We start from the raw sequence: 6,096 nt of genomic DNA, 5'->3' as shown, positions 1-6,096 counted from the left end.
CACAAACAATTTTGTAACGTGCAGGCGAACAGGTGATAGCCTGTACGCCGTGCAGTGTAAAAATTGTTTCGTGTAAACTGGCAGCGAAGCTCACGGTAGTTTCGCAATTACCTGAATTTTATTAATAATTATGCTTTTTTATATGCTGGTGCTTTTCCTGGAGGTGCTGTCAAACCAGTCCATGCATCTTCGGTGGTGAACATTTCGATCAGGCGTCCCAATTCCAAGGTGATGGCTTCGTCAATGGATACCTTTGACTGGGCTTCCATCAGCTCATTGGCGACAATCAGTGCCAGCGGGGCTTTTTTCTTGATGATTGCCAGCGTCTTCATTCCAAAGTCAGCATCAACATCCTCAGGCACCTGTCCGTTCATGATTGTTTCCAGATTATTCCCTGCAAAGATGGCCGATTCTTTTTCAAATGCATCGGGGGCGGGTTGTCCCTGATACTTGTCCTGTTTTTTCTGAGCAGTCAGCTTCTTAATGGTTTCTTCAAGTTGATCGACGGTTGTCAGTTCGGTTATCATTCCCAGCTTCTGAGCCATTTCCGCATTGATTGATTTACCCGTGAAAACGAAGTATTTTGCCAGATCTTTGCCAACCAATCGTTCCATTCTGATCATACCGCCCAAACCGGGATAGATGCCGATCGATGTTTCCGGGAATCCGAATGAACCGGCGCCGGTTGCGACGATATACTGGCAAGCAAGTGCTAATTCGCTGCCGCCGCCAAGGGACAACCCATCTACCACAGCGATTGTTGGTTTAACAGATGATTCAAATCGTCTCAATAACTCGTGGCCTTTTCTGGTAAACTCAACGGTTCGGTCTAAAGTTGTATTTTCCATGTTTTCAATGAAGAATTTGATGTCGGCTCCGGCAATGAAAGCCTTTCCAGCACCGTTGATGGTAATGGCCTTAACCGCTTCGTTGCTTTCGGCTTCATCGAACTTCTTTTCCAGCTGATTAACAATCGTTTCGTTCAGAGCGTTCATCGCTTCTGGTCGGTTGATGGTGATTGTGGCGATACCGTCTTTGACGTCAAGTTCCACATATTTGAATTCAAATGGTTTTCCGCTTTCGTTTTGCTTGGTCAGTAAAGCCGGCATTTTAAAGTCAGGATAGCGCTTACCCATTGCTTCCACAACTTCGTATACTTTCGCAATGCCAAGTTTGTTCATGATTTCAAATGGTCCGAATTTCCAGGCCAATCCGATTTTTGCGCCTCGGTCTGTATCTTCAATGGAAGCGATCCCTTCATCAACAAGCTGACAGGCCACTCCCAATGAGGTCCCATACATATAATCCATAACGGTTTGAATTTTCGATTCATCCACTTCACCACTTAAATCAAAGAGTTGTTTTGACTCAACTTGCTGAATCAGTAATTTAGGTGCTGCATAAAAACTGCCCAGTTCATTTTCCAGTGTTTTTGCTGAATGAACGGCAATCGGTACGCCAGTAACGTTCATCAACTCAAAGGGTCCCATGCCGATGCCAAATGCTTTCTTGCAAGCGGCTTCAATCGTAGGGATATTAGCAATTTCCTGTTCTAAGACCCGCACGGCGGTGACATAGAATGGGATGAAAATTCGATTCACGGCAAAACCGGGGGAATCTTTTACAATGATGTTTGTTTTTGCATGAAGCTTTCCGATGAGTAACGCGGTCTTTAGTGTTTCTTCACTGGTTCCTTCGTGAGGAATGACTTCAACCAGTCTGTTCTTGGCTGGGTGGAAGAAATAGTGCATCCCAATAACCTTGTCCGGTCGATTGGTCCAGGCTGCCAGTTCGTGAACGTACAGGCTGGAGGTGTTTGTTGCAAAAATGGTTTTTGGATCACATATTGCATCGAGCTTTTTAAACAGTTCACCTTTGACAGTTTTGTCTTCAAAAACAGCTTCCACAATCAAATCCATATCGGTAAGATCTTCGTATGAGGTTGTTCCGTTAATTCTTTTTAAAGTTTCCTGCATTTTATCTGCTGTAATAACGTTTCGGTCAACTGCCTGCTGCAGCATATTGGTGATAATCCCAATGCCTCGTTCAACTTGAGCATCATTCATATCCACCAAAGTCACATTCAAGCCTTCTTGTGCCATCTTCTGGGCGATCCCTCCACCCATATTACCTGCACCAACAATACCAATTTTGTAGCCGTTGCTCATCCTTATTCTCCTTTTTGACCAATCATTAATGACAGTCATTTTTTAATTTACTATTCTGGCTTATCTGCTTTATAAAATCCAAAGATCGATAAATCTCTAAAATAGTTTGCTTTCTAACTTTTTTCTAAAACAACGTTCTAAAACATTATTCTAGAACGCTGTTATATTTATTATACTTATCATTCGCAAATTGTCAATATATTATTTGTAAATGTTTTCTTTTTCCGACTTTCCTGAAAAATACTATAGGAACATGCCTATGAGCGGGAATTTAGAGCAAAATAAAAACAAGGCTAAAGATGAATCGCCTAGCTTAATCATTGCAAATATTTTAAAAGATCCTGGCGGACCTGACACTAACCAGTATTTTTCCGCCAGAATCTATTTTTACTCTTAACCGTCTCCCCTTACCCGGTATTTATAGCTTCGTCCGTCTTGCCTCCCCGGTTGTTTCAATGCGCTGCCATATACAGTTCGCATTAAATTCGCAGAGATACCGCAATCTGTTTTATGAAACCATTACTTTTATTGTTCGTTTAATTTTCGGCTGTATAAAGCGTGCTTAAATCAACCTTTCGTTTATCGAAGATCACTGTCATAAACATAACGAAAGCCGATACCGGCAGGCATAAATAGACAACCTGGCTGACAATATGTGATTCCGGAACGGCCATCCATATCACCATCACGACTAAAGCAGACAGAACCGTTAAAAAACAGGTGCTTTTTCTCAGATACCCGGGGGCATATAAGATTGCAAATATCAGCAGGGTATATGGCGTATAAAGTGTCAGAAGCTGCATTAGAAAACTAATGATTCCGCTGATATTTGTTGCCACCAAAAGACCCATTAAAGCCGAAAGAACCAGCACGACCTTTGAAATGATGATTTGCTTTTTATCGGGTAAATCTTTATATATCAAATCGACGATGATATTCTTTGTGACGATGGATGATATCCCCAATAATAGAGCAATGGCTGTTGATACATCAGCAGCCCACAGCCCCGCAAACACCAACCCTGCAATCACCGGATTTAATGTCATGGTTAAGGCCGGCAGCGCCATGGCGCTGTTTTCAAGTCCCGGGAACTGGATGGCTGCAAGAATTCCCAATGCTGCCGCAATAAAACCGATGGGAAAAATCAGAACAGCTGCAGTCAGCATACCTTTTTTTGCATGTTTTTCATCGATGGCACCCATTGTTGGCTGGTACATCGTTTGGTTCGCAGGCGTATTGATAATCATCGTGATCACCCAGCCCAGGAGGATTCCAGGACCCATTCCGCTTACTAGATCGAGCCACTGACCACCCGGCGGCAGCGTCGAAATAACTGTACCAATGCCTCCCGACTTGGTGATCGAAGCGATTACTGCGACAATGAGTCCCAAATAAATGACGACGACATTCATCAGATTGGCCATGCTGGCTCCCAGCAATCCGCCAATGAACGATACCAAGATATAGACAATGGTCGATGCAATCATTCCGCCGGTATAAGTGAAAAAATCCGGCAGCAACACACTGAGCAAAGCTCCGCCGGCGATAATCTGAAGCGCATTGATGCCAAACAGAATAATAACCTGGACAACGATTGCGATGGTTCCATTGACGGTGCCGAAGGCTTTTAAAAATATTTCACTGACCGTATTAATATTCATCTTTCTTACTTTTGCCGAGATGAAAAGGCCAAATACCGCAGCGCCAGCTGCCCAGGCGCCAGTGTACCAGCCTGCTGATATGCCACTGGTATAGGCATTTTGAGCAACACCAATGGTACTTGACCCGCCGACAGCGTTACCGGTCACCATGACTGCTATCAGATACCAGGGCAATCTTTGTCCGGCCAGCAAATAATCTTTGCTGCTGGAAGTCTTTGTGATTTTTGTCGAGTAGTAAGCAATTCCGACAATCAGAATCATATACAAAATTACGATAATCAATGGTATATTCACTTCATTCACTCCTCTTTTCAATTTGACATGAATCAGTAGCTAATAATTTTTCAAATTCACCCTTTGTATTCATCACTCAGTCTACATAACTGATAACGGTTACATTGGTTGAAGCAATATTTATAACCATATATTGCTTCAACCGGTGCGGTGGTGAACAGCACTGGCTGGAAGCAATTAATAAAATTATTCTGTTGCAGCATTTGGGTTCCTGTCGAGGGAAGCTGATCCTTATTCAGGCGACATTTTGGGTTGCTTCAGGTTTTGCATATTTGAATTCAAACGGCTTTTCAGTCACGTATTGTTTAAGCAACACTCTCGGCATTTTAAAGTCGGGATATTGATTACACGTTGCGTTCACGCATTCATACACTTTCGGCATCCCAAGTTTATTCATGATTTCAAATCGTCCATATTTCCAGGCCAATCCGGTTTTTGCGCCTTGATTAGTTCGTGTTCCAGAACTTACTCTGGAACACGAACTTTAATTTTATTTACTTGTCATTTATGAATTGTCACTCGTTTATTTGCTCATATTATTTTTTAAATGCAATCCTTTATGCCTCGATGGTTGCTGATAGTTTTCTATCCGCAACTTCTTTACTCATATCTGCCATTTTTGCAGGTGTCAATGAGTACAGTTTGAACATTAACAGTAGGCCAACGATGATAACAATGGCTGGATACAGAGAAAATCCATTTTTAATGCCTTGAATCAGTTCCGGGGTAACGGCCATATCGGCGACATAGTTGACGGAGCTAAGGACAGCGGCAATGATCATTGAGCGGACAAAGATGGAAATTTTAATGGGAAAACTGATCAGTGACATGATAAAGCCACGGGCATTTTTCCCTGTTTTCCACTCACCGTAATCAACGGTTGCGGAGTACATGGCCACACCCAATGAATCAGGTAAACCATAACCAATGTAGGCCAGCAACATAACAATCTTGAAGGCGGTTGCCGGAAGCGGGATAAACCATACGATCAATAGACCGATAACTAGCAGGCTCAGGGCGATCATATAGGTGTTTTTTTCACCCAGACGTTTGGCAATGGGTGCTGCCACTAAAGCAGCAAAGAAGTTGACGACGGTTAATCCGGTCATGAATAATGCCAGTCCCGGTAAATCGTTGATGACATATTTAAAGTAATAAAATGCCATTCCGAATATAATAAATCGGCCCAGGTATCGGCCCAGTTCCACAATCATCAGTCCCATTAATGGCGGATTGACAACAATTTGTTTAAGCATTTCGCCAACCGGCATCTTGTCAGCTTTTTTTCCCGCAGGTGCTGCACAGCCGTTAAAAGCATAGTCTTTTGTCAGGCCAAAATAGATCCAGTTACAGGTGATCATGATACAGCCGGTGATGGCTGCCATATAGGTATAACCTAACAAGGGATCGCCGGTACCGGCACCAATGGCAGCAATTGCCTTAACACCAAAGAAGGTAAACGCGAGTGTCCCCAGGGCATTGAACATCCCTCTGTTGCTGGCCATGGAAATACGTTCGCCACGATCCGTTGTCATGGCATTGTTCAGAGAAATATGGGCGGCATAAAAGGTATTCCAGACCAAATGACTAACAACAAAACCAATAAGTATGATCAGTGCACTGACATTCGGCGAACCACCGAGTTGGGTAAACTGAAGCACATAAAACATTGCCGCAACAGGCGGGCCGACTAAGAGCCAGGAACGGTATTTCCCCCATTTTAGATTGCTTTTTTCCAGAATAACTCCGGATGTCGGCACTGCTAAAATATCGATCAGACTGGTGGCCAGTAAGATGGTACTGACCAATGCCAGAGGCAATTTTGCAAAGTCTGTTAGAAATGCTGCAAAAAACATGACCTCGATGGTGACTAAGGTCTGAAAGCCGAATGACGGCAACCCGTAAAGGTTAAGGACTGACTTTTTCAATGGTTTATTCATTGTGTTCTCCTCTTAAAATATAATTTTTTATTG

Annotated in this window: 4 protein-coding genes; 1 reads left to right on the top strand and 3 read right to left on the bottom strand. The window is 43.1% G+C overall.

Going from position 1 to position 6,096, the window contains the following annotated elements; all coding sequences use genetic code 11:
- Positions 1–128: 128 nt before the first annotated feature.
- A complete protein-coding gene (locus tag AKG39_RS11625) occupies positions 129–2,168 on the bottom strand; it encodes a 3-hydroxyacyl-CoA dehydrogenase/enoyl-CoA hydratase family protein (protein ID WP_050740567.1) in 2,040 nt (679 codons plus the stop codon).
- Between the two features lie 259 nt (positions 2,169–2,427).
- Between AKG39_RS11625 and AKG39_RS20065 the strand changes: the two genes are divergently transcribed.
- On the top strand, positions 2,428–2,565 hold the full coding sequence (locus AKG39_RS20065) for a hypothetical protein (protein WP_160316176.1): 138 nt from the start codon (positions 2,428–2,430) through the stop codon (positions 2,563–2,565).
- A 139-nt stretch (positions 2,566–2,704) separates the two neighbouring features.
- Here AKG39_RS20065 and AKG39_RS11620 read toward each other — a convergent pair whose 3' ends face one another.
- On the bottom strand, positions 2,705–4,123 hold the full coding sequence (locus AKG39_RS11620) for a sodium:solute symporter family protein (RefSeq protein ID WP_050740566.1): 1,419 nt from the start codon (positions 4,121–4,123) through the stop codon (positions 2,705–2,707).
- Positions 4,124–4,680: 557 nt separating this feature from the next.
- Positions 4,681–6,063 carry an MFS transporter gene (locus AKG39_RS11615; RefSeq protein WP_050740565.1) on the bottom strand — a complete coding sequence of 461 codons (1,383 nt, stop codon included), beginning with the start codon at positions 6,061–6,063 and terminating at the stop codon, positions 4,681–4,683.
- Positions 6,064–6,096 lie beyond the last annotated feature (33 nt).

It is taken from the genome of Acetobacterium bakii (assembly GCF_001263355.1).
In the GTDB taxonomy this organism is placed as follows: Bacteria; Bacillota; Clostridia; order Eubacteriales; family Eubacteriaceae; genus Acetobacterium; species Acetobacterium bakii.
This window is presented reverse-complemented; position numbering and strand designations above follow the sequence as displayed.